The organism is Bacillus yapensis (assembly GCF_005280205.1).
Classification (GTDB): domain Bacteria; phylum Bacillota; class Bacilli; order Bacillales; family Cytobacillaceae; genus Robertmurraya; species Robertmurraya yapensis.
Map to the genome: position 1 here is coordinate 302,139 of NZ_SUND01000002.1, position 19,315 is coordinate 321,453.

Annotated in this window: 25 protein-coding genes and 1 pseudogene; 18 read left to right on the plus strand and 8 right to left on the minus strand. The window is 36.0% G+C overall.

The genetic code is table 11. The features are described 5' to 3' along the window. Positions 1 to 99: 99 nt before the first annotated feature. From FAR12_RS03870 to FAR12_RS03935, 14 genes are all read left to right on the plus strand, one after another. Positions 100 to 465: a winged helix-turn-helix transcriptional regulator gene (locus FAR12_RS03870; protein WP_126406489.1), complete on the plus strand. Its 366-nt coding sequence runs from the start codon at positions 100 to 102 to the stop codon at positions 463 to 465. 46 nt (positions 466 to 511) lie between these two features. Further along, complete coding sequence (locus tag FAR12_RS03875; RefSeq protein WP_126406492.1) at positions 512 to 1,081, plus strand: DNA-3-methyladenine glycosylase I; 570 nt, start codon at positions 512 to 514, stop codon at positions 1,079 to 1,081. Between the two features lie 82 nt (positions 1,082 to 1,163). Continuing rightward, positions 1,164 to 1,658, plus strand: coding sequence for a GNAT family N-acetyltransferase (locus FAR12_RS03880; RefSeq protein WP_126406495.1), 495 nt, complete (start codon positions 1,164 to 1,166; stop codon positions 1,656 to 1,658). Positions 1,659 to 1,841: 183 nt separating this feature from the next. After that, positions 1,842 to 2,972 (plus strand): DNA polymerase III subunit beta, encoded by a 1,131-nt coding sequence (gene dnaN / locus FAR12_RS03885; RefSeq protein WP_126406498.1) that lies wholly within the window; start codon positions 1,842 to 1,844, stop codon positions 2,970 to 2,972. Between the two features lie 20 nt (positions 2,973 to 2,992). Next, a complete protein-coding gene (locus tag FAR12_RS03890) occupies positions 2,993 to 3,352 on the plus strand; it encodes an HIT family protein (protein WP_126406501.1) in 360 nt (119 codons plus the stop codon). A 114-nt stretch (positions 3,353 to 3,466) separates the two neighbouring features. Continuing rightward, positions 3,467 to 4,150 carry a FadR/GntR family transcriptional regulator gene (locus FAR12_RS03895; protein ID WP_126406503.1) on the plus strand — a complete coding sequence of 228 codons (684 nt, stop codon included), beginning with the start codon at positions 3,467 to 3,469 and terminating at the stop codon, positions 4,148 to 4,150. A 49-nt stretch (positions 4,151 to 4,199) separates the two neighbouring features. Next, a complete protein-coding gene (locus FAR12_RS03900) occupies positions 4,200 to 4,859 on the plus strand; it encodes an MOSC domain-containing protein (RefSeq protein ID WP_126406506.1) in 660 nt (219 codons plus the stop codon). 449 nt (positions 4,860 to 5,308) lie between these two features. Continuing rightward, entirely contained in the window at positions 5,309 to 6,304 is a 996-nt protein-coding gene (locus tag FAR12_RS03905) for a hypothetical protein (RefSeq protein WP_126406509.1), read from the plus strand. 89 nt (positions 6,305 to 6,393) lie between these two features. Further along, complete coding sequence (locus tag FAR12_RS03910) at positions 6,394 to 6,969, plus strand: CBO0543 family protein (protein ID WP_170972075.1); 576 nt, start codon at positions 6,394 to 6,396, stop codon at positions 6,967 to 6,969. A 185-nt stretch (positions 6,970 to 7,154) separates the two neighbouring features. Next, positions 7,155 to 7,682 carry a CBO0543 family protein gene (locus FAR12_RS03915; protein WP_246010286.1) on the plus strand — a complete coding sequence of 176 codons (528 nt, stop codon included), beginning with the start codon at positions 7,155 to 7,157 and terminating at the stop codon, positions 7,680 to 7,682. A gap of 136 nt (positions 7,683 to 7,818) precedes the next feature. Next, on the plus strand, positions 7,819 to 8,595 hold the full coding sequence (locus FAR12_RS03920; RefSeq protein ID WP_126406517.1) for a class I SAM-dependent methyltransferase: 777 nt from the start codon (positions 7,819 to 7,821) through the stop codon (positions 8,593 to 8,595). Positions 8,596 to 8,614: 19 nt separating this feature from the next. Beyond that, entirely contained in the window at positions 8,615 to 9,061 is a 447-nt protein-coding gene (locus tag FAR12_RS03925) for a GNAT family N-acetyltransferase (RefSeq protein ID WP_126406520.1), read from the plus strand. A gap of 270 nt (positions 9,062 to 9,331) precedes the next feature. Further along, entirely contained in the window at positions 9,332 to 9,892 is a 561-nt protein-coding gene (locus FAR12_RS03930) for an AAA family ATPase (RefSeq protein WP_126406523.1), read from the plus strand. Between the two features lie 10 nt (positions 9,893 to 9,902). Continuing rightward, positions 9,903 to 10,337 (plus strand): GNAT family N-acetyltransferase, encoded by a 435-nt coding sequence (locus FAR12_RS03935; RefSeq protein ID WP_246010287.1) that lies wholly within the window; start codon positions 9,903 to 9,905, stop codon positions 10,335 to 10,337. Between the two features lie 227 nt (positions 10,338 to 10,564). Here FAR12_RS03935 and chrA read toward each other — a convergent pair whose 3' ends face one another. From chrA to FAR12_RS03960, 5 genes and pseudogenes are all read right to left on the minus strand, one after another. Continuing rightward, positions 10,565 to 11,755, minus strand: a complete 1,191-nt coding sequence (gene chrA / locus FAR12_RS03940) for a chromate efflux transporter (RefSeq protein ID WP_126406525.1) — start codon at positions 11,753 to 11,755, stop codon at positions 10,565 to 10,567. Next, positions 11,742 to 12,068 carry a PadR family transcriptional regulator gene (locus tag FAR12_RS03945; protein WP_126406528.1) on the minus strand — a complete coding sequence of 109 codons (327 nt, stop codon included), beginning with the start codon at positions 12,066 to 12,068 and terminating at the stop codon, positions 11,742 to 11,744. The genes chrA and FAR12_RS03945 overlap by 14 nt, the downstream gene beginning before the upstream one ends. Before the next feature lie 160 nt (positions 12,069 to 12,228). Next, positions 12,229 to 12,828, minus strand: a complete 600-nt coding sequence (locus FAR12_RS03950) for a cupin domain-containing protein (protein WP_126406531.1) — start codon at positions 12,826 to 12,828, stop codon at positions 12,229 to 12,231. Positions 12,829 to 12,921: 93 nt separating this feature from the next. Then, positions 12,922 to 13,695, minus strand: coding sequence for a YibE/F family protein (locus FAR12_RS03955; RefSeq protein ID WP_126406534.1), 774 nt, complete (start codon positions 13,693 to 13,695; stop codon positions 12,922 to 12,924). Beyond that, positions 13,692 to 14,820, minus strand: a pseudogene (locus tag FAR12_RS03960) (YibE/F family protein). The gene FAR12_RS03955 and the pseudogene FAR12_RS03960 overlap by 4 nt, the downstream one beginning before the upstream one ends. 271 nt (positions 14,821 to 15,091) lie before the next feature. On the opposite strand from FAR12_RS03960, the gene FAR12_RS03965 reads away from it, so the two are divergent. Both FAR12_RS03965 and FAR12_RS03970 read left to right on the plus strand, forming a co-directional pair. Further along, a complete protein-coding gene (locus tag FAR12_RS03965) occupies positions 15,092 to 15,523 on the plus strand; it encodes a hypothetical protein (protein WP_126406537.1) in 432 nt (143 codons plus the stop codon). Further along, a complete protein-coding gene (locus tag FAR12_RS03970) occupies positions 15,507 to 15,971 on the plus strand; it encodes an SRPBCC family protein (RefSeq protein WP_126406540.1) in 465 nt (154 codons plus the stop codon). The genes FAR12_RS03965 and FAR12_RS03970 overlap by 17 nt, the downstream gene beginning before the upstream one ends. A gap of 37 nt (positions 15,972 to 16,008) precedes the next feature. On the opposite strand, the gene FAR12_RS03975 is transcribed toward FAR12_RS03970, so the two are convergent. Then, positions 16,009 to 16,749, minus strand: coding sequence for an SDR family oxidoreductase (locus tag FAR12_RS03975; protein WP_126406543.1), 741 nt, complete (start codon positions 16,747 to 16,749; stop codon positions 16,009 to 16,011). 174 nt (positions 16,750 to 16,923) lie between these two features. On the opposite strand from FAR12_RS03975, the gene FAR12_RS03980 reads away from it, so the two are divergent. Further along, positions 16,924 to 17,532, plus strand: coding sequence for a S26 family signal peptidase (locus FAR12_RS03980; RefSeq protein ID WP_170972076.1), 609 nt, complete (start codon positions 16,924 to 16,926; stop codon positions 17,530 to 17,532). A 32-nt stretch (positions 17,533 to 17,564) separates the two neighbouring features. Here the strand turns inward: FAR12_RS03980 and FAR12_RS03985 are convergent, their stop codons facing one another. Next, positions 17,565 to 18,134, minus strand: a complete 570-nt coding sequence (locus FAR12_RS03985; protein WP_126406549.1) for a VanZ family protein — start codon at positions 18,132 to 18,134, stop codon at positions 17,565 to 17,567. 47 nt (positions 18,135 to 18,181) lie between these two features. On the opposite strand from FAR12_RS03985, the gene FAR12_RS03990 reads away from it, so the two are divergent. Continuing rightward, entirely contained in the window at positions 18,182 to 18,988 is an 807-nt protein-coding gene (locus tag FAR12_RS03990) for a phosphotransferase family protein (RefSeq protein WP_246010288.1), read from the plus strand. A 39-nt stretch (positions 18,989 to 19,027) separates the two neighbouring features. Here the strand turns inward: FAR12_RS03990 and FAR12_RS03995 are convergent, their stop codons facing one another. Further along, the gene (locus FAR12_RS03995) at positions 19,028 to 19,210 is read right to left on the minus strand and encodes a hypothetical protein (RefSeq protein WP_126406552.1); all 183 of its coding nucleotides are present in this window, start codon (positions 19,208 to 19,210) and stop codon (positions 19,028 to 19,030) included. Positions 19,211 to 19,315: the final 105 nt, after the last annotated feature.

Sequence of the window (19,315 nt, forward strand, 5' to 3'; positions counted from 1 at the left end):
ATTCTATAAAACAATTCTTTTTTCTGGAAGAACGCACTTTTTTGTGAGAAGGTTACTTTAAGGATACTTTTGAGATATTTTGGGAAGGAGACAATTCGAATGGGAGATTTAAGGAAAGAAATAAAAAAGAAAATCGAGAATGGTGAATTTAATTGTGAAAAGGAGTTCACCTTATCTCTTATAAACGGGAAATGGAAAATCACGATCATCTATTATTTAGGTAGAGATGGAACATTAAGATTCAGTGAGATTAAAAGATTATTTCCGAAAATCACTCATAAAGTTCTAACAGCACAAATACGAGAATTAGAGGAAGATGGAATTGTCAGTCGAAAAGTTTATCCAGAAGTCCCCTCAAGAGTTGAATATTCGCTAACTGAGTTAGGTGAAAGTCTAATGCCGATCGTCCTTTTGATGTACGAGTGGGGAAAGAAAAATATTGCTACTTTTGTAAGAAGTAATTGAGTCAAAAATCATACTATTTAATCAATTGAAGGAGAATGAAATTTTTATGAATCGATGCGGATGGGTAAATCAAGATGAGCTGTATATTAACTACCATGATCACGAATGGGGAGTACCAGTGTATGACGACCGTCTCCTCTTTGAATATCTAAATTTAGAGGGGGCTCAAGCGGGATTAAGCTGGTACACAATTCTTAAAAAACGGGAGAATTATCGCAAAGCCTTTGATGGATTTATTCCTGAGAAAATTGTTAAGTATGACGAGAAAAAGATAGCAGAACTTCTACAAAATGAAGGCATCGTTCGAAATAAGCTAAAGGTGAATGCTGTTGTTACAAATGCAAACGCCTTTTTTAAAGTGGTCGAGGAATTCGGCTCATTCAGTGCCTACATATGGTCCTTTGTAGATGGAAAGCCAATACAAAACAACTTTCAGGAGTTAAAAGAGGTACCTGCATCAACTGAGATAAGCGATAAAATGAGTAAGGACTTAAAAAAGAGAGGATTTAAGTTTGTCGGTTCGACGATTTGCTATGCCTTTATGCAGGCGACGGGAATGGTCAATGATCACGTAGCAACTTGTTTCTGTCACGATACTGTACAAAAATTAGGTTGAATAAGAATTGAATCTTCTAGCTTTTTTTCATACTAAGTGAACGTAAAATGATACATTTAAAAATAATTAATGGAGAATTAAGATGGAGAAAAACCAAAGTGTTAATACCGTTACATTAGATTTTTATTCGGGAAAATATGAGTCGATATTAAGTGATTATGATTTGGCTGAGGAGCAGATAAGGTTTACGTCGTTGCCATCACAAGCTATTTTGGCATGTGAAATAGATAAAACGAGGTACCCAATTGTCATTTTATCAAATGGAAAACCAGCGGGATTTTTTGTATTGCATGGTTGGGAAGGTGTCAAGGCATATAGTGACAATAGGGATGCGATATTGTTAAGAGCCTATTCCATTAATTCTAAATTCCAAGGAAAAGGTATTGCCAAGAGATCTTTATCAATTTTAGATTCCTTTATAAAGAGCCATTTTCCTACTAGTAATGAAATCATTTTAGCAGTCAATCACCAAAATACTGTTGCGCAGCATCTCTATAAAGTAAGTGGTTTTGTCGATAAGGGAATAAGAGTCATGGGTAGGATAGGAGAGCAATATATTCTACATAAAGTGGTGTAAAGACAATGCTATTCTTCAAAGTGAAGGATAGTTTTTTTATACGGAAAAATTCAAGTGTGTAATTAGTTGCTGAGAGCATTAACCATAAAAGGTCTAATGCTTTTTTCATTTTCTTTGTAGAAAGGTATTTCTGTAGAATTTGTCGAAATAGATAAATAGGACAAAATTTAGGAGTGGAAGTTTGTGGAGTTCTGGGTGAAGAGAGATTGTTTTTACAAGGCAATTTCAGATGTTAGTAGGGCAATTAGCTTGAAAACAACGATACCAATTTTGACAGGCATTCAATTAATCGCAAGTGAAGAGAATTTAACTCTGGTAGGAAGTAATTCAGATATTTTCATTGAAACGAATATTCCTATGATGATTAATAATGAAAAAGTACTCGAAATCTTTGAGACAGGAAGTGTAGTTGTTTCAGCAAGATTTTTGATCGAAATTGTGAAAAAGTTACCGGATGATGTTCATGTGAAAATCAATGATAAGAAACTAGTTACGATAAAGTCGGATGGTATTGTGACCACGTTAAATGGGTTTTATGCTGATGAATATCCTAAACTTCCAAGAATGGATGAAGTTGCTTCTGCAAAGATCCCGAGCTCTGAACTTATAGAATTAATTAAACAAACTACTTTCGCTGTCTCTAGAAATGAAACTAAGCCTGTCCTTACAGGACTAAATCTGTTGTTCCAAGAAAAACAATTAACGTGTGCCGGAACCAATTCTCATCGATTAGCGATAAGGAAACTTCCTATTGAAGCGACTCTAGAAGGCTCGTATATAGTTCCAGGTACGAGTTTGAACGAGCTCTCTAAAATCATGCAAAATGAGTCAGGTCACATACATATTTATATAACTGAATGTTATATCATTTTTAAAACAAACAGTCTCATTCTTTACTCGAGATTAATTGAAGGAATTTATCCAAATGTTATAGGATTGATACCGAAAGATACAAAAACAGTTATTACAATCGGAACTGCCCAACTCTTAAAAGGGGTCGATCGGGCAAGTTTATTTGCAACAGAAGGGAAAAATAATCGGGTAAATATCAAAATTGAAGAGGGAAAGAAATTGAGAATCTCTTCAAATTCAACTGAAGTCGGAAAAATAGAAGAACTACAAAATCTCAAAGTAGTCAGTGGTCAACAGGACTTAAGTATTTCATTTGATGGAAGATTTTTAATCGATGCCTTAAAAGCAATAAAGGAAGAAGAGATTCAATTAAGCTTCGGTGGTTCGATGAGACCAGTAATAATTGAACCTATTGGGAATCCAAATTTTCTTCAACTTATTTCACCGGTGCGAACTTATTAAGAGAATAGGAGCTGTCATAAATGGCCAATGGAGTACAAGATTTCTATTGTGACGAAGTTTTAAGTGGGAACACGAAAGTAGAGAAAGTACTTGAAACAGAACATGCACTTGCTTTTTATCATACACGTCCTTTTTATGATGTACATGTTGTCGTAATACCTAAAAAGCACATTCCATCCATGCTAGATATCAATCCAGATAATCAGCATGTAATGATAGATGTGTTTTCAGTCATTCAACAGGTTGCTAATCAGATGAATGAAAAATATGGTGCATGCACTGTATCTACTAATATAGGAGAATATCAAAGTAATAAGCATATGCATTGGCATATTCATTTTGGGGATAGAATTAGACTTGTAGACGGCACTTGGTGCTAATTACATATAACCTAAGTCCGAGCGTTAATCGAATAGGATTAATGCTCTTTTTATGTTTCAAAGTTATTACAAATAGAGATCCTTTCATTTAAAATATAAATAGGAGATGATCAGATGAATTTTGAGGATAATCGATCCTTATCAAAGGTTCAGAAGCGAAAGCTTGTAGATGAAGTGTTAGAACAATTAAAGCAGTATTTGTTTTCAGGAAAATTTCAAGTGGACGATAAAATTCCAACAGAGTCAAAGTTGATGGAAGAATTAGGCGTTGGCAGGTCAACCTTGCGAGAAGTCATTAAAATTTTGGTCTATGCTGGGGTACTTGAAGTAAGACAAGGGGACGGTACATACCTTCGTTCAAACCATCTGTCTTCCAAAAGTAATTTTGAGCAAAAAATGAATGAAGCGAAAATAGAAGATATATATGAAGTAAGAAGAATGCTTGACTTGGAAGTTGTACGACTGGCTGTTCAGAGGCGAACAAACGAAGATCTTTTCGAAATGAAAGGATACTTGGACAAAAGAAATCGAGAGCTACAAGAAGGAAATTACTCTGAATATATTGATGCCGATATTCAATTTCACTTAGCGATTGCCAAAGCAAGTAAAAATGCCGTGCTATTTGAACTGTATCAAACCATCACACCGAAGTTGAGAAACATTTTGAGTGAGTTAATTCTCAAAACACATGATTATCGTGACAATACAAATATACACATATTGCTATATGATTCAATCCTAAATCAGAATGTAATAGATGCTATCAAGTATGCAGGAGAAAATCTAGAATTGAAATAATCTAGAGATAAAAGGTCTGATGATATGTTGAAAAAGGGGAGTGGTAGTAATGAGGTATCAAGTTAAGTCTCTTAATGTCGGGAAGATCGAAACGCTCACGTATGGTAAAAGAACATTCGAATCTGCGATTAGAAAGCAATCTGTCGCCAAACCTATTTTCTTGAGTAAAACCGGCCTAATGAGCGACGAACAAGCATATGAACATCATGGTGGTGAAGATAAAGCCTTATGCTTATATCCGTATGATTATTATCCTTATTGGCAAGAGATTGTCCATCCATTTAGTGAGACAGCTTTATTTGGTGAGAATTTAACCGTAGAAGGACTCAAAGAAGATAATGCTCACATTGGAGATATTTTTTCTTTTGGGGAAGCAATTATTCAAGTGTCCGAACCTCGAAATCCTTGCTATAAGCTTGCAGCAAAATATGAAGTACCAGACATGGTTGTTCGTATGAGAGACACTGGCTATACTGGATTTCTTTTCAGAGTGTTGAAAGAGGGGATGGTTTCCTCGAATGATGATTTAGTTCTACTTGAATCAGATCCACACCAAGTGTCTGTCGCCTTAGTAAATGAAGTGAAATTCTTCGAGCGATTCAATAAAGCAAAGCTAGAAAAAGTATTAGCAATTGAGGCTTTATCAGAAAGTTTACGTGCTCCATTGTTGAAACAATATCAATCGGATAAAACAAATGAATGGTCTTAATTACACAAAGAGCCCACAATAATATATGAGGGTTCTTTGTCTTTTTTAGTTTAAAACATGTTGATTCTGATAAGGTGGAATCCATTATATCTTGAATTGTATTCATCTGTTTGAAAGTAAATTGTTTCTGGTACAAGTACTCTATGTCAAGAAGCCTCCCATCAGAAACTCCACATAATACACCTGAATTACCTGTGCCGTCCATAAATGAAAACAAAGCGATTGACCTAATAAGTATCTAATTCTTTGTTGCAACGGAATATGATCCCTCCTATAAAGACAAAATAAGAATAGCGAGTTTGTCGAGTAATTGATTGAAATGAAATCAAACTTAGCACTTAATGTGAATAATTTCACAAAATGTTCAAGAATAGGTCAAGAAACCTACAGCTTGATCATGTATATTATCACTATATACATCGTGTTAACTTCACCAAGGGGGATTCAAGATGAAAAAGTTTTATCAACTATTATTAATTTTAGGACTTGTAATGACGCCATTTTTAACGCAAGCTCATGTAAAGTGGTTCACGACAGTAACACCTCAAAAAGAGACAATCGAACATATTTTATCACCAGAATTTATGGGTCTTGCTCTGCTTGCGGCGATTGTACTAGCAGCCTTAACACTAATTATTCCTAGAATGACTGAATGGGGTCCGGTTAAAAAAATGGAGGACCGTCTTTCCAGTTTACGAAAGTACTCTCGCCATTTACTAAAATACGGTACAGCTGTTGCATTGATGATACAAATTACAAATGGAACACTTTTTGCACCTGAGTTCCATATTCACAATACATTAGTTGTCGTATTAACTTGGGTTGTTATTGGATTATTACTGATTCCACATCATATAGCAACGAAATTAGGCTCTGCTATTTTACTTGGATTATTTATTTACGTAACGATTGATCAAGGCGTATTTCATATGTTAGATTACGGATTTTATGTAGCAATTATCGGGGTTTTATTAGTTGGACATACTAGATTAGAGCATATTGGATTCCCATTCCTATATTTAGGAACAGGTCTATCACTTTGCTGGGTAGCTGTTGAAAAATGGGTGTATCCGGGCATGGCATTAGATATCATTGCGAACCATCATGTCCCTACCTTCGGTTTTGAACCAGCCCTATTTCTAGTTATGGCCGCATTCATTGAGTTTGTAGTCGGGTACTTACTCGTCGTTGGAATTCTAAATCGTGTACTAGGATTTGTTGTTACGTGTATTTTTATATTAACAACAATGCTTTTTGGAATGACAGAAGTAGTCGGCCATTTCATGATTCATATTGTACTCATAATCTTCATTATTGAAGGGGTTTCTTTTTACAACCCACCTATTAAAATGCACAAAACAAAGCTGGATCAATTCATTTTTGTATTCTTAAACTTCATCTTTGTTCTAGCAACATTTTTGTTAATATATTATCGTTTTGCATAAGTCATCATTTTTCTGGACGCGATTCTTATATGATATCGCGTCCATTTTTATGAAGCCAATAAATATATTGCCAACCTTTTTATAATACTATGAAAAAAGGATTGGTTACTTTGGAAAATGATAAGAAAATTAAAATCGTTGGTGATATATACGAAAAAGTGCATCATGCCAATAACGAATATCTGGATTATTGGATTGAAAATACGTTTTTGCATTGGGATTTTTGGCTTTCATTGGCGCTTACTTTGCTCCCATGGATATTATTCATCCAATTTAGGAAAAAAGAAAGTACTAATCGACTATTATTTGTAGGTTTATTCGTCATTATCTTTGCGTCTTGGTTGGATTTTTTAGGGGTTGTATGTGGATTATGGTACTATACTGGGAAAGTTGTTCCGACTATTCCCTCCTATATGCCATGGGATTTTTGTATTTTACCTGTGTTTGTTATGTTTTTAATACAATACAAGCCAGACATGAAAGCTTATTGGAAGGGATTGTTTTTTGCCAGCGTAGGGAGTTTCATTGGAGAACCTTTGTTTAAATGGTTAGGTTTCTATGTGGCGATTCATTGGAATAAATTCTACTCATTCCCGATCTACTTTTTGTTATTTATGGTTTGCCATCGTTTAAGTAAAGTAAAGCATTTTGAACCTATAAAATGAGCTATTTTGAATTTAAAGAGAAGTATGTGTGTTTCAGGAATATATGAAAATTGACTGTGAAAGAAAGTACTTTGAATATTTGTACGTAAGCAAATCTATAGGGTTTGTTCACGTTTTTTTCGTGTGTATTTAATTCCATTAAAAGGAAATGATAGCCATAAGTAATTATTATAGGAAGTGAAACTGTGCATACGCTCTTATTGCTTGGATATCTGTTAGCAGGTTGGAAATGGGGAGATTGGAGGAATTGGCAGAAGTATTACTCAACGATTCTTTTCTTCATTGTAGGGGACTTACTGTATAATTTCTTGTTATACAATTATTCAATGTGGCAGTTTCATACATCATTTGACAAAGCCATTTTGCCAAACCATACCTTGATATCCATTGCCATTGAGTTTGTCAGTTTCCCTGTAAAAGTGTTAATTTTCTTAGGTCATTATCCTGAAGATAAAAATAAACTCATCCAAGCATTATATATATTATCATGGGTTTTCGTCTTCTCTATTTTTGAGCTTCTTGCGTTAAATGTCTGGGAAGGACTCTCCCATCATAATGGATGGAATATGCCATGGACGGTCCTTTTTTATATTGTTACTTTTGTTTCACTTAGAATTCATCAAACTCGGCCATTATGGGCATGGCTGATTTCTTTTGTAGTGATTATATCCCTATTGCTTATCTTTGACGTACCGATTAGGAAGTTGAAGTAGCCTGCTTACGTTCGTTTGAAACGTCATAAGTAATACTTATTTAGTTTTATAATTACTTTAATATTTTCTTATTAAACTAATGGATTTAAAATTATAGGAGAAGTGAAGCTGATAATTGTGAAACGAGGGATGTAATGTGGGGATGGATTTTCACAATTTGAAAAATAGCCATACTTATACTACGAGAAATGCAGATACTTCATGGATTAATACGATTAAGAAACTGGTCCCAATCAAGCAGCTTACCTCTGCATTAGATATAGGATGCGGTGGTGGGATATATTCAAAGGCTCTAGCGGATTTGGGGGTAACTTCTGTTACGGCTGTTGATTACTCTGAGGCAATTCTGGCAGGTGCAAGAGAAAACTGCAAGGATTATCATAATATTTCTTTTAAGAAGGGCAATGCCCTACAGACTGGATTAGAGAGTAACCATTTTGATTTTTTGCTTGAAAGAGCTTTGATCCATCATTTAGATGATTTATCAGGGTGCTTTGAAGAAGCATATCGATTATTAAAGAATAATGGTTATCTAATTATCCAAGATCGTACTCCTGAAGACTGTTTGTTAAAAGGGGATGCCAGTCATATTCGTGGCTATTTTTTTGAACAGTTTCCTAAGTTAATAGAAAAGGAGACTAACCGCAGGCATCAAATCAAAAAAGTCAGGGAGATGTTAAGGGACAGTGGTTTTCGAGAAATTCAAGAATTTAAATTGTGGGAAACAAGGAAAGTTTATGCTCATAAAACGAAATTGCTTGAAGATTTAAGGGATAGAACAGGGCGAAGCATTTTACATGAATTAAATGATATCGAATTAGAGAGCTTGATCAATTTTATCGATGGACAAATCCCGAATGAAAATACTATTGTAGAAAAAGATAGATGGACAATTTGGAAAGCTGTCAAATGATTAGGAGAGTGAAAAGTTGTTGAAGTATCGTAAAGCCAGTATAGATGACATTGTACAATTAATGGATTTAAGGAAAAGGCAATTGTTGGACGAGGGAATAGAACCAACAATAGACATTGATATGGAGCTTCGTGAATTTTTTCGTCATAAATTGAGTGATGGATCGCTCATTCAGTGGCTGGTTGAGGACGAGCAAAATATCGTAGCGTGTGGGGCAATAGTATTTTATGACTTTCCACCTTCTTATACGAACAGAAGTGGAAAAAAGGGCTATATTTGTAATATGTACAAGAATGAAAACTATCGTGGACAAGGAATTGCCACGCAATTATTAGACAAACTAGTTGAGGAAGCAAAACAATTAGGGGTAACAAGAATATGGCTTGGAGCTTCAAAGATGGGCAAGCCTGTATATAAGAAGTTTGGCTTTATTGAATCAAATGAATGGTTAGAGTTGAATATGTAATGAAAGGGACAGTCTTGAGCATATTTCCTAGTTAAACTAAGGAAAACCAGGATTGTCCTTTTCGTTTTTTTAAAATTTTTCTCAAAGAACATATTCCACTCTGTCGACCTCATCACTCCGAATCATCTAAGGAATGACGTGAAAAACATCTGTGGGAAATATGTAGCAGTTGCTTCTAAAAAATATTTAAATTGTTTCAAAGAAGGAACTTTTCCTATAAAAATCGAACTAATGTAGAACACAAAATCTAGCATGACGAGGAGTGGGCATATGAAATTTGTTTTAATATTTGGACCTCAGGCAGTTGGCAAAATGACAGTCGGACAGGAATTAGCGAAGCTGACAGAATTGAAGCTTTTTCATAATCATATGACGATCGATTTGGTTAATCATTTTTTTGATTACAGTACTAAAGAGGGGAAAAGGTTAGTCTCTCTTTTTCGCGAGGAGATCTTTGAAGAGGTGTCAAAAAGCAATTTAGATGGTTTAATCTTCACGTTTGTATGGGCCTTTGATTTGCAATCTGACTGGGAGTATGTTGAGAAAATTAGCCGTATTTTTGAAGCAAAAGGTGGGATTGTGTATTACGTTGAATTAGAAGCTGAGTTCGAAAATAGGATGGAGCGGAACAAAACAGCTAATCGCCTTGAGCATAAACCTTCAAAACGGAATATTGAAAGATCCGAGGCAGATCTAATAGAAACATTAAAAAATCATCGATTAAATTCCATTGAAGGGGAAATTCAAAAGGAAAACTACATAAAAATAAATAATAATCAGCTAAGTGCAGCTGAAACCGCGACAATCATTAAAGAAAAATTTCAATTGTGATAGAGGAGAGATGACCGTGGAAATTCGAAAAGCAAATATACATGATATACCAGCATTAGCTTCGTTGATGGAACAGCTTGGATACCCAACCACCATCGAAAGTATGAATCTACGATTTCGACATATCGAATTAAATCCAGATTATCACACCTTCGTAGCTTCGATAAATGGAGAAGTTGTAGGCATGATCGGATTAATTAAAAGTTTCTACTATCAATTAGATGGGGTCTATGTCCGGATTGTTGCTCTTGTTGTGGATTCGCGTTATCGTAATGAAGGGATAGGAAAAAGTCTGGTTGAGCAAGCAGAGAATTGGGCCAAAAGCCTAGGTGCTATTGGAATGAGCGTTAATAGTGGGAACCGACCGGAAAGAGTGAATGCGCATCGATTTTATAAGAATATGGGATACGTGGACAAGAGCACAGGTTTTGCTAAAAGTCTTTAAAGAATAACTTGTAGTAGCAAGATGCCTTTTTACTATTTTCATTTTTTAGCGGAATAGTAGGAAGTTACGCTATTGAATTTACGAAGAGTCCTTCTGTTTTGGATAAGTTAATTTACTCCTTCAGTTCGTCCTCTTATCCATACTATGCTTGTGCATTCTTACTTTGGAGTATTATTGTTATAATCGTTCTGTATCGGAAAAGAAGAAAGACTACCTAATTAGATAGTCTATAACAATTCTATAAGAGTTCCACCCAGGGCACCTGCAATAACAATGACCCATGGGGGTAGCTTCCAGTATACTAGCATACTAAACAAAATGGCTGCAAAAGCAAAATGAATGGGTTCTAGAATGGAACTAGTCCATATTGGCTGGTAAAAGGCTGAAATCAATATCCCGACTACTGCTGCGTTCACACCCATTAATGCACCCTTTACTTTTCGATTTCGTCGTAGGGAATCCCAAAAGGGCAAAGTCCCAAAGATGAGTAAGAATGCAGGTAAAAATATTGCGATTGTCGCGACGACGCCACCATGCCAACCATTCATAACAGTGCCCAAATAAGCGGCAAATGTAAACAAAGGACCAGGTACTGCTTGTGTTACACCATATCCGGCCAAAAATGCGTCCTTGCTAAGCCATCCAGTTGGAACAAATTCACGTTCTAGCAGTGGTAAAACAACATGACCTCCACCAAAAACTAATGAACCTGAGCGATAAAAACTGTCAAACATTGCAATCCAGCCTATTGCGGTGACCTCACGTAAAATAGGCAATAGAAATAATAAACCGAAAAATAATACCAAGCATGTGATTGCAAATCTTTTTGAAACGGGGAAATGAATGTTTTCTTCCTGTGTTTCTATTGGTTGACGATATAGAAATAATCCAATAATAGCTGATAAAAGGATCACTCCGACTTGAGTAAAAGCTGTTTGCCACAAAAGGGTGGCTACCAAAGCAAATAGTGCGAGGGCCCTGCGCTTTAAATCGGGTGTCAGATTTTTAGCCATACCTAATATGGCATGTGCTACCACCGCAACTGCCACTATTTTTAGCCCATGAATCCAACCGTCACTACCCAGTTCTAACCCTTGAAAAACCAAGGCAAAGATGATGAGTGCTAGAACAGATGGGAGGGTAAAACCGATAAAAGAAACAATCCCTCCTAAAACACCGGCTCTCATTGCACCGATTCCAATTCCAACCTGGCTGCTTGCGGGACCAGGTAAAAACTGACACAAAGCTACTAAATCAGCATAGCCTTTTTCGTCCATCCATTTTCTTTTTCGAATGTATTCATGATGGAAGTACCCTAGATGGGCAACTGGTCCTCCAAATGATGTGAGCCCCAATTTAGTGGAGACAATCAATATTTCTAATAGAGAACTCCAATTCAACCTATTATTTGTTTTCATCTTGTTCACCTTCAATTTCTTTAAAAAGTTCATACGCTTTTTTCCTTGCCTCATCTAATATGAAGTTTCCTTTTTTGGTAGCAGTATAATATTTTCTTATTTTACCATCGACGTTTCGCTCTTCTTTTATAAGTAGGCCATCGTTCTCCATCGAATGGAGAATGGGGTAGAGTGTTCCTGCACTAATTTGATATCCATGTTCTGTCAGTTCTTCGAGCATCCATACACCATAAATCGGATGTACCTTTGCATGGTGTAAAATATGTATTTGGATAAAACCAAGGAATAGTTTCCGTAGTATTTTCTCTTCCATCCTTTTCCCCCAGAAAATCAAATTAATATAGGAAGCCAATATCGAGTTTCGATATTGGCAATATATCATGAGCGTGAATGGAATGCGATAGGATGGATTAAAAGTTTACAAAAAATTTACATAGAAAAGACATGGAGGGTCCATGTCAAAAGGAGAATTATTATGAAGTGAGTGGCGAGAAGTTAGTAGCGTGTGGAGAATGGTCTGGGTAATCAGAGCGATTTCGTTTATGACAATCTTTGTAGGGTCCAATATAGGTAGAAGGCTGAACGGGCCGCGTTGCCTTTTTCCAGAGATTTTCATCAATACAATAAGTATGAGCAATGATGTTTGAGGGAGTAAATTTTAAAATGTCAGATCCTAAAATGACTTCTGGAGTAGGCGCATCAAAAATGGCCAATAAATGGGTGTTATCAACAGTTGCGATTTCATAGTGCCACCATGCTCGGGGAATGTTGACGACCTGGCCAGGGGTGATGGAATAACTAAGTACCTTTTTTGTAAAAGGATTAAGTAATGAAACGTTGGCAGCGCCAGAGATACAATAGACGAGCTCAGCGGCATTTTGATGATAATGTGGTTCGACAATGTTATCGTTACTTAAGAAAATATCGAGCAATGACACGTTTTCCAGAGTATTCAATTGTTGCACACCTAGAATGTTAATGAGGTTGCGATTATCCTTTTTAAAAAAAGGACTATAATTCACATCAAAGGCAAATTGCGTTGTTGGAGATGTGTAATCTAAGCTGGTAGACATAATTCGATTCACCCCGATTTTGAAATTTCATAGGCATGTTATGCATAGGTGAATCATTTGGTGTAAAAGAAAAAGGTGGAAGAGGGGTACTCTTCAACCTTTGATCGTCTTATCTCTTGTTTTGACAAAAAAGTAAGCAGAAATCCAAGCTGTTATTGGAATAACAAGCGTGACACCGATGCCAGCAAAAAAGATCGTAATCATTTCGGAGCTAAATATTTTTGAATTGATGATTTCTCCAAAATAATAGGATAAATCTTTAAACCATATCAATAAGGCTAAATAGCTTCCGAAGAAGGCAAAAAATAATGTATTTGTACTCGTTCCTAAAATATCCTTGCCGATGCTAATCCCAAATGCGAAAAGATCTTTTCGACTTATTGATGGGTGATGTGTGAACATTTCTTGCATTGGTGAAGAGATGGCCATGGCGGCATCTGCGATCGCACCGATTGTACTGACAATAATGACTGAAGCGGCAATTTTAACAAAATCAACGCCGATAAAAAGAGAGAATACTCCCAGTTCTTCTATCTCTTCTTCACCAAACCCTTGTATCATTGCCTTATCTGTTACCACAATAATCATTAAAAGTAATACAACTGTTGTAATAATTGTAGAGAGGAAAGCTGTTTTCGTTTTGCTATTGATATCATTTATAAAAAAGAGATTGATACAGCTAATTAATGCACATGCAATAACGGTAATAATAATCGGATTGAAGTCTGGATTCGTCATAAAAAAGAGAATAAAAATGAGCACACCAAAGTTGAAAAATAGTGCGATAAAAGACTTTGCCCCTTTTTTACCACCAATAATCGTCATCAATATGAATAAAATTGCTCCGAATAAAACTAACACATTCATAATCTTGCCTTCTTTCGTTTAACAAAAAAGATCGTTGTGTATAAAGCGATTGGAATGGTTATCACGATTCCAATTCCTCCAGCTAATGCCCGCGCCAATTCAAGAGAAAGATTCATATTCAGGGTGAAGCCTAGTGAAGAAGCGTTCTTTAAATATAGTATAAGCATCGGAATTTTCCCGCTTATGTAAACGAAAAACAAAATATTGGTCATCGTCCCCATAATGTCTTTACCAATTTCTAATCCTGATTTCTTCAACGCTTTTATCGATATGTCATGGTCCTTTTCATACAATCCAAAAATGGAAGAGGAAAGGGTAATGGCTACATCCATGACAGCACCTAATGAACCGATAAATAAACCAGCCATAAATACCATTTTATAAGGGCGAGTAATAAATTGAATCTCTTCATATCGAAGTCCTTGCTCTTTTGTCACCCACATTACAAGATAGGCGATAAGTAAGGAAACAAAGGTCCCCAATAGAGTCGCAATAATGGCTGCGTATGTTTTTTCATTAAAACCGTTTACGAGTAACAACGAAATAACGGTAAATAAAATGACACTGATGCTACAGATGATTAATAGACTGCTACCAGATGAATTCAGATAAATGTCCAAAGCGTAGGATAATATAATCGCATTTACGGCTAGACTTATAATGGAAAATAACCCTTGCTTTTGGCCAAACGATAAGGAGAATGAAGATAAATATCCATCCGATTATTAACAAATATTGATCACGCTTTAAATCTTTAATGGTTCCGACGAATTCGCCATTTTCTGTTGCTTTATCGATGTAAACAAATAGTTCATTACCAACATGATATTCTTGGTCGTATGCGCCAGACTTAGAATATTCATTGGTCAAATGGATCCGCTTGCCTTTTTCATCGCCATTCTTAATCTCAGCAACGAGTTCTTGAGTATATAGATGATCTTCATTTTCGTTTACATCAACCATTTTTTCTGAGTCGATCAGTTTTGTATTGATTACTTCCGCTATCGGGCTTTTATAAAATGATTCATTGTTATAGACAAATATTATAGAAATGAGAAAGCAAAGTGCTAAGATGCTGTATAAAATGATTTGTTTCTTATTTATTTTTTTTAATAAAGTACGCAATTAAACTACCTCCAACTATACTCGGGACCATTAACTCACAATTAAAGAATGACAATGATATTCCTTAACAATGGACTTAGAATAACATGTACATTTTCAGTCTTCAAGAAAATCCTCCCAATTGCTAGTGGTCGAGAGGATTATTTAAAAATTAAGAGAATATATCTTTTTAATAGGCAATTTTGAGGGGGGGTTCCGGATAAAAAAGGAGAAAATAGTATTACTTGGATTATGTATCTTTACGATGTTGCTGTTTTGGCTCGGTAATCTTATGAATCCAAAACCGGGTAGTTCATCTGGAAATGGAAACCCAGCTATTTTAATCATGTGGATTCTTGTTCCGCTATTTTGCTATATTGTTTATCTTTGGTTCAGAATCTTTCGTTCATATGCCATTAAAAAGATGATAATGGGCGTGGGCTCAGTATTGATTTTCGTTCATTTAATCGTGGGTTTTTTCTATCAAAGAAGTGCCTTTTTGAAATACCGTGATATTATAGCTGAAGCCTATAAAGCAAATTTTGGGTTCGTAGATTGGGAGTATATTAATCAAATAACTACGTTTTCGTCGATCCATGTCAATAATCAATATTTTAATCCAAATACATATTTGATGTTTTTAACAGCTTCAATATTAGTAGCATTATTTATCGCCTATATTAGTCAAAAAAAATGGAGGAAACAGAATGACAATTATACCTGATCTTTCAAAGAGACCTTTTCATCTTACAATAGAAAGGAAAATGGATTGTTCACCTTCTGTGATTTTCGAAGCGTGGACAAAGAAAATAGACCATTGGTTTGCTGCACCTGGGAGTGCCATCATGAAAGGGGAAGTTAACACAGCTTTCTTTTTTGAAACGGTTTATAAATTGGAGGAACCGGGAATTGCCCAACGACATCCCCATTACGGACGTTTTCTACGACTTGAGCAAGACCGTTTAATTGAGATTACCTGGTTAACGGGTGAAGGGGGAACAAGGGGAGCAGAAACAGTTGTCACGGTTGAGCTTGAACCTAATGGTACTGGTACGCTTCTTAGACTTTCGCATGCAGGATTTCCAGATGAGGAATCGAAAAGACAGCATGAGGAAGCTTGGCCGTTCGTACTGGAACAGCTGGATGAAAAAATGGGTAAGGCCAACAATTGATAAACTTGTTGGCCCGTATCTTGGTTTGAATGAAGGTTTAAATAAAGCCGCCGTTGACACGAATAGTCTGTCCTGTAATCCATTCGGATTTTTCACTTATCAAAAAGTCAATGACATTGGCAATATCTTCTGGTTCTCCGATACGACCAAATGCGATTGATTTCTTCATCCCTTCGATTTGCTGCTCTGTTTTTCCAACATTGAAAAGTTCCGTATTAACAGGACCAGGTGCGATAGTATTAATTGTGATTTCCTTTACAGCGAATTCTTTTGCCAATTGGCGTGTAAATTGTTCAACGGCCCCTTTCGTTCCTGCATAAACACTGTATCCAGGGAACATTTGTCCAAGTACAGATGTAGAGAAATTAATGATTCTTCCTTTAGGTTCCATTAGTTTGAGTGCCTGTTGGCAGGCAAAAAATGTCCCTTTTACATTTAAATTGAATTGCCTATCGAAATCTTCTTCTGTTATGTCTAACAGTGATTGAGTTTTCATGAGTCCTGCGTTGTTTATCAAAATATCAATCTTGCCGTATGTAGCCAATGTGTCAGTAAATAAGGACTCTACGCCAGAGAATGTACTTAGGTCAGCTTGAATGGGGGTAGCTTCTCCACCTTGTTGTTTTATACTATCGACAACCTCCTGTGCTTTCTCCACGCCGGTTGAATAATTGACGATTACCTTTATACCTTGTTGTGCTAGCTGTTGAGCGATCGTACGACCAATACCGCGAGAAGAACCAGTGACAATGGCAACTTTTCCATTTAGATTTTGCATATTAATGGCTCCTTTTTAAATATTTAGTAATGAAGCTGATTCATTCTTTACCCTTAATGCAGTTGGGATTTTGCAAAACGATCTCTTTCATACTTAACGATATCAACTATCCATTCGATAGTAAAATTTGAAGCCCAACTCAAACCGTTGTCAGTAAAAATACCGATACAAATCATGGGGGTGGTTCTGATTAGAAATTTTAGTGTTCTTATCATAATATTGTTTTTATGTGGCTGCTCAGGCAGTACTAGTAAACTGACAGATACAGAAACAAGTGCTGAGATTCAATTCGTTGAAAAAATAGGAGCAGATACCATTACGATAGAGTATACGCTAGATAATATGGATCGAGGAGAACGTGACTATTATGAGCAACCGGTTGTCATCGAGCAGAATATAGAGACAAACAACCTTACAAGAGGGTCTGTTGTTTGGTTTGAGGACGTGAGCGGAGAACAGAAGATTTCTAGAGTCATTGGCTTGCCCAATGAAGCTATTAATATAAAGGACGGTCAAATATTCATAGATGGTCAGCAACTTGATGCATTTTATGGCAAGGCACATAGAGCAGGGCTTGCAAAACAAGAATATCTCGACGCAATGAAAGATGCTAAATCGACTTATGACGAAAAAGCTGCGAATGCAACTTTCGAAAAGGAACTCAAGGAACAGAAACTTGGTGACAAGGAATATTTTCTTGTTTCAGATGACTGGTTCCGTGGGGAGATGAGTGTAGTAATGGAACAACAAATAACTGGAATCGTTTTAGGTTACGAAAAGTGAAATGAAAATCGCCTCAGAGAGTCAAGTACGTATTATCTTCTAATCATTTTATACCTTTTGATATAGGAATAGGCAAAATAGCCAAAAACAAATCCCACCGAATTTAGTATCAGATCATCGACATCAAATTGTCGATAGGAAAAACCTAATATGAAAGAAATCAACAATTGTAAAGTTTCGATGAATAGAGAACTGGCAAGACCAATTAGCCACAAGCTATTAATTTGTATATCTCTTTTTAGAAAGTACAAATATAAACCAAATGGGGATAACAAAATCAAATTCCCACCTAGATATGTGATTTGAAGAAGATAAATATTGTAAATAAACGCATCTGAAATACCTTGAATAATGGTAGAGAATGGGATGAAGTTATAAATAAAAAGCTGTTCGGTTTCTAATTTGTTAATTGAATCTTGTATCGCTGCAGTTTGAAAGGGAATCGGAAATATAGTCAGTCTCAACAGACCTAGGATGTACAACAAGAAAAGAAAATCGACAAAGACACGGCTTACAGATTTATTTCTTTTCCATAATTCGATTCCGTTATAGATTAAAAATCCGATTAAACTAGCAAGTGCGAAAAATGTAATTTCCAACATTTTGATCCCTCCTAATCCAATATACTAAATTTTTGGAATTGGATCACATGTGGAGAATATTAATCGTAGGTGTGGTGAATACAATGACAGTCCATGTTCCTGAGTACATTGAAAGACTCGTTGGACAAATCTATGAAATTAATAAACTATCAGAACAAGGCTGCACATCAGAGGTACGAAAGATCCTAGCTGCAAGTGGCACCTATTTATTGAAAAGCTCTTTCGATAATAGATACCGAGAATGGTTAAAAATGGAGGCACTTGTTTTAGAGAAACTAAGCAACCAACATGCTATTCCAGTTCCACGATATTATGGTTTTTTCGAGGACGATAAGAGTAGTCACTTAATCATGTCCTTTGAAAAAGGAATGACATTAACTAAAGCCTTAAAAAATGCAAAGAACCGAGACGAAAAGCTAACCCTAATTCGAAGTTTTGGTCAATTTTTACATCAACTTCATGAAACAGAATTACCAGAGTCGCTAAATCGAGAGAATGATTGGCTGGAAGAGCAACTAATAAGAGCTGAAAAGTATGTGCGAAGAGGACAAACAGAAGGGAGTCAGCAATTACTAGAACAGCTTCAATCTAATAAGCCACTTCCGGTTAGACAAACGCTCATTCATGGTGATTGTACAACTGATAACGTTCTTGTCGTAGACGGAAAAGTTAGCTTGTTCATTGATGTTTCTGGAATGGCTGTTGGCGATCCGCGATATGACGAATCGCTGGCGATTGGGTGTTTTGTGAATGAACCTAAGTGTGTAGAGGTTTTTTATCAAGGTTACCAACGTTATCGTATAAAAAAAGAAGAATACCAATACTTTAATGAGGGTCTATATGAATTTTTCTAAAGTCATTCTTAGCGGATGGCTTTTTCTGATCGGAGTAAATTATTTCTTCACATTCTTATCCTCTGTATTTCTTCTGATAAAAGGAATCTTCTTTTCGCTCATCAAGTACCAAATGAGGATAGGAGCAATGATATTAAGAAGAAAAACCGCCACTACAATGGTCCAGATAAACCAACCTGTATTAAGTACATGCTGATACAACCAAGAATGATACAAGTCCATAGGGGCAGACCTCCAAATGTCGTTTATGTTTCATGATGACCATTATGTGTGTAAGCAATACCTCGTTGAATAAATTTTGGTAATGAAGCGAATAATTAACAAAGA

What these genes read in the sequence shown, in the direction of transcription:
- FAR12_RS03935 (WP_246010287.1), top strand. Translation starts at nt 9,903, where the DNA reads ATGACCGTGGAAATTCGAAAAGCAAATATACATGATATACCAGCATTA.
- chrA (WP_126406525.1), bottom strand. Translation starts at nt 11,755, where the DNA reads ATGAAAACAAATAATAGGTTGAATTGGAGTTCTCTATTAGAAATATTG.
- FAR12_RS03995 (WP_126406552.1), bottom strand. Translation starts at nt 19,210, where the DNA reads ATGGACTTGTATCATTCTTGGTTGTATCAGCATGTACTTAATACAGGT.
- FAR12_RS03930 (WP_126406523.1), top strand. Translation starts at nt 9,332, where the DNA reads ATGAAATTTGTTTTAATATTTGGACCTCAGGCAGTTGGCAAAATGACA.
- FAR12_RS03970 (WP_126406540.1), top strand. Translation starts at nt 15,507, where the DNA reads ATGACAATTATACCTGATCTTTCAAAGAGACCTTTTCATCTTACAATA.
- FAR12_RS03875 (WP_126406492.1), top strand. Translation starts at nt 512, where the DNA reads ATGAATCGATGCGGATGGGTAAATCAAGATGAGCTGTATATTAACTAC.
- FAR12_RS03975 (WP_126406543.1), bottom strand. Translation starts at nt 16,749, where the DNA reads ATGCAAAATCTAAATGGAAAAGTTGCCATTGTCACTGGTTCTTCTCGC.
- FAR12_RS03900 (WP_126406506.1), top strand. Translation starts at nt 4,200, where the DNA reads ATGAGGTATCAAGTTAAGTCTCTTAATGTCGGGAAGATCGAAACGCTC.
- FAR12_RS03880 (WP_126406495.1), top strand. Translation starts at nt 1,164, where the DNA reads ATGGAGAAAAACCAAAGTGTTAATACCGTTACATTAGATTTTTATTCG.
- FAR12_RS03905 (WP_126406509.1), top strand. Translation starts at nt 5,309, where the DNA reads ATGAAAAAGTTTTATCAACTATTATTAATTTTAGGACTTGTAATGACG.
- FAR12_RS03870 (WP_126406489.1), top strand. Translation starts at nt 100, where the DNA reads ATGGGAGATTTAAGGAAAGAAATAAAAAAGAAAATCGAGAATGGTGAA.
- FAR12_RS03910 (WP_170972075.1), top strand. Translation starts at nt 6,394, where the DNA reads ATGAAAAAAGGATTGGTTACTTTGGAAAATGATAAGAAAATTAAAATC.
- FAR12_RS03955 (WP_126406534.1), bottom strand. Translation starts at nt 13,695, where the DNA reads ATGAATGTGTTAGTTTTATTCGGAGCAATTTTATTCATATTGATGACG.
- FAR12_RS03895 (WP_126406503.1), top strand. Translation starts at nt 3,467, where the DNA reads ATGAATTTTGAGGATAATCGATCCTTATCAAAGGTTCAGAAGCGAAAG.
- FAR12_RS03965 (WP_126406537.1), top strand. Translation starts at nt 15,092, where the DNA reads ATGAATCCAAAACCGGGTAGTTCATCTGGAAATGGAAACCCAGCTATT.
- FAR12_RS03985 (WP_126406549.1), bottom strand. Translation starts at nt 18,134, where the DNA reads ATGTTGGAAATTACATTTTTCGCACTTGCTAGTTTAATCGGATTTTTA.
- FAR12_RS03950 (WP_126406531.1), bottom strand. Translation starts at nt 12,828, where the DNA reads ATGTCTACCAGCTTAGATTACACATCTCCAACAACGCAATTTGCCTTT.
- FAR12_RS03890 (WP_126406501.1), top strand. Translation starts at nt 2,993, where the DNA reads ATGGCCAATGGAGTACAAGATTTCTATTGTGACGAAGTTTTAAGTGGG.
- FAR12_RS03980 (WP_170972076.1), top strand. Translation starts at nt 16,924, where the DNA reads ATGGGGGTGGTTCTGATTAGAAATTTTAGTGTTCTTATCATAATATTG.
- FAR12_RS03990 (WP_246010288.1), top strand. Translation starts at nt 18,182, where the DNA reads ATGTGGAGAATATTAATCGTAGGTGTGGTGAATACAATGACAGTCCAT.
- FAR12_RS03945 (WP_126406528.1), bottom strand. Translation starts at nt 12,068, where the DNA reads ATGGAAGAGAAAATACTACGGAAACTATTCCTTGGTTTTATCCAAATA.